The following is a 1,950-nucleotide window of genomic DNA, read 5'->3' on the forward strand; positions in this document are numbered from 1 at the left end:
GGAACCGCCGGTGCCGCCGGGCCCGCCGACACCGCGAAACCCCCGCCCGCGCCGGACGCGCCGGACGCGCCGGACGTGAAGAACGGCCCCGAGCAGGGCGACCCCGGCGACCGCCCGAAGGATCACCCGGCCAAGAAGAACGGCGAGAAGGCGGGCGGCGAGAGCACCCTCACCGTCGTCCTGGCCCTCGCCGCCAACCTCGGCATCGCCATCGCCAAGATCATCGCCGCGGCCGTCACCGGCTCGGCCTCCATGGCCGCCGAGGCCGCCCACTCGGTCGCCGACACCTTCAACGAGGTGCTGCTCATCGTCGGCCTGCGCCGCTCCGAACGCCCCGCCGACCGAGCCCACCCCCTCGGCTACGGCAAGGAGCGCTACATCTGGACCCTCCTCGTCGCCGTCGCGATCTTCGGAATGGGCGGCCTGTTCGCCTTCTACCAGGGCTACGAGACCCTCAGCGGCCACCCCCAGGAGGCCGACCCGCTCGCCGGCTACCTCGTTCTCGGCGTCTCGCTCGTCCTCGAAGCGATCTCCTGGCGGCAGGCGTTCCGGCAGGTCCGCCAGGACGCCCGCGACGCCCGGCAGGACATGACCGACTACATCCGGGGCACCGACGACCCCACCTCCGTCAGCGTGCTGCTGGAGGACTCCGCCGCCCTCATCGGCCTGGTGATCGCGTTCGCCGGCATCGGCCTGCACCAGCTCACCGGCAGCTCGGCCTGGGACGGCATCGGCTCGATCCTCATCGGCGCCCTGCTCACCGCGGTCGCGCTGATCCTCGGCCGCATCAACCTCAACCTGCTCGTCGGCAACCAGGCCGACCCCCGGCTGGTCGAGGACGTCCGCTCCCGGCTGGGCGCCGCCCCCGAGGTCGAGTGGGTCGTCGACATCGTCACCCTGACCTTCGGCGCGAACCAGGTGCTGGTCTGCGCCCGCCTGGACTTCAGCGACGCCCTCGGCGCGGCCGACATCGAGCGCGCCTGCGTCCGGATGTCCCACGAGCTGCGCCAGGCGCACGAGCAGATCAACGAGGTGTTCCTGGAGCCCGTCCCGCGCGACGATCCGGAGCTGCGGCGGCGGGTCATCGCCCGATACGGCCACGCCCTCTCCCAGGATCCGGCGGAGGGTGCCTCCCCTACGTCGGAGACGTGACGCAGTAGACGTTTTCAGGGTGCGCTTCCTGGCGGCGGTCTTTACGTAGTAAGGTTGGGTATCGAGGCTCCGACCTGCGGTGTCCCACCACCGTGGGCTCGGAACCGACGGGGCTTGTGGGGCGCGGGAAACCAGCGCGCCGGGAACAACCACCCCCTCCTTCGACGTTCCGATTAATGCGCGCGTCACCAGAGGGCAAGCACCAGGGAGCAAGCCTCCGCGCCGCCACCACGGAAGGGAGGGGGGTGTCCCCATGCCGCGAACCGCCGCAGAGACCCCGCTCACGGAGTCGACGAGCCCTGCCCTCGACGACCTCCTCGAGCGTGGTCATGCCCAAGGGCGCCTCTCGCTCGACGAGGTGCGCCGGGCGTTCGAGGCCGCCGGGATCAGCCCCGGCCAGGGCCGGTCGATCCTGCGGGAGCTGTCCGAGGCCGGGATCAGCCTCGCCAGCGAGGACGAGACCGCCGCCAAGAGGACCGCTCGGGGCGCCCGCACGGCCAAGACGCCGACCACGGCCGGCACCGCCGGGAAGGCCACCAAGACCACCCGCGCCAAGTCCGCCGTGAAGCCCGCCGACAACGGCGACCTGACCGACGGCGCCGAGGACGACACCGACGAGGCCCCCGCCACGCCGGCTCCCCGCGCCGCGCGCAAGACGGCCGCCAAGCCCGCCGCGGAGAAGAAGGCCCCGGCCCGCAAGCGCGCCACCACCGCCAAGTCCGCGGTGAAGGCCGCCCCCGAGCCCGACTCCCCCGCCGACGAGGACGCCGCCGACGGCACCGACACCGAGACCGGCCC

2 protein-coding genes are annotated in these 1,950 nt (G+C 72.9%); both read left to right on the forward strand.

Going from position 1 to position 1,950, the window contains the following annotated elements; all coding sequences use genetic code 11:
* Positions 1 to 75 precede the first annotated feature (75 nt).
* On the forward strand, positions 76 to 1,152 hold the full coding sequence (locus tag AB0J52_RS38370; RefSeq protein WP_500187940.1) for a cation diffusion facilitator family transporter: 1,077 nt from the start codon (positions 76 to 78) through the stop codon (positions 1,150 to 1,152).
* Between the two features lie 253 nt (positions 1,153 to 1,405).
* Positions 1,406 to 1,950 (forward strand): RNA polymerase sigma factor region1.1 domain-containing protein (locus AB0J52_RS38375; RefSeq protein ID WP_500187938.1); only part of this gene is annotated, 545 nt, incomplete at its 3' end.

This window comes from Spirillospora sp. NPDC049652 (assembly GCF_040675125.1).
Lineage (GTDB): Bacteria > Actinomycetota > Actinomycetes > Streptosporangiales > Streptosporangiaceae > Spirillospora.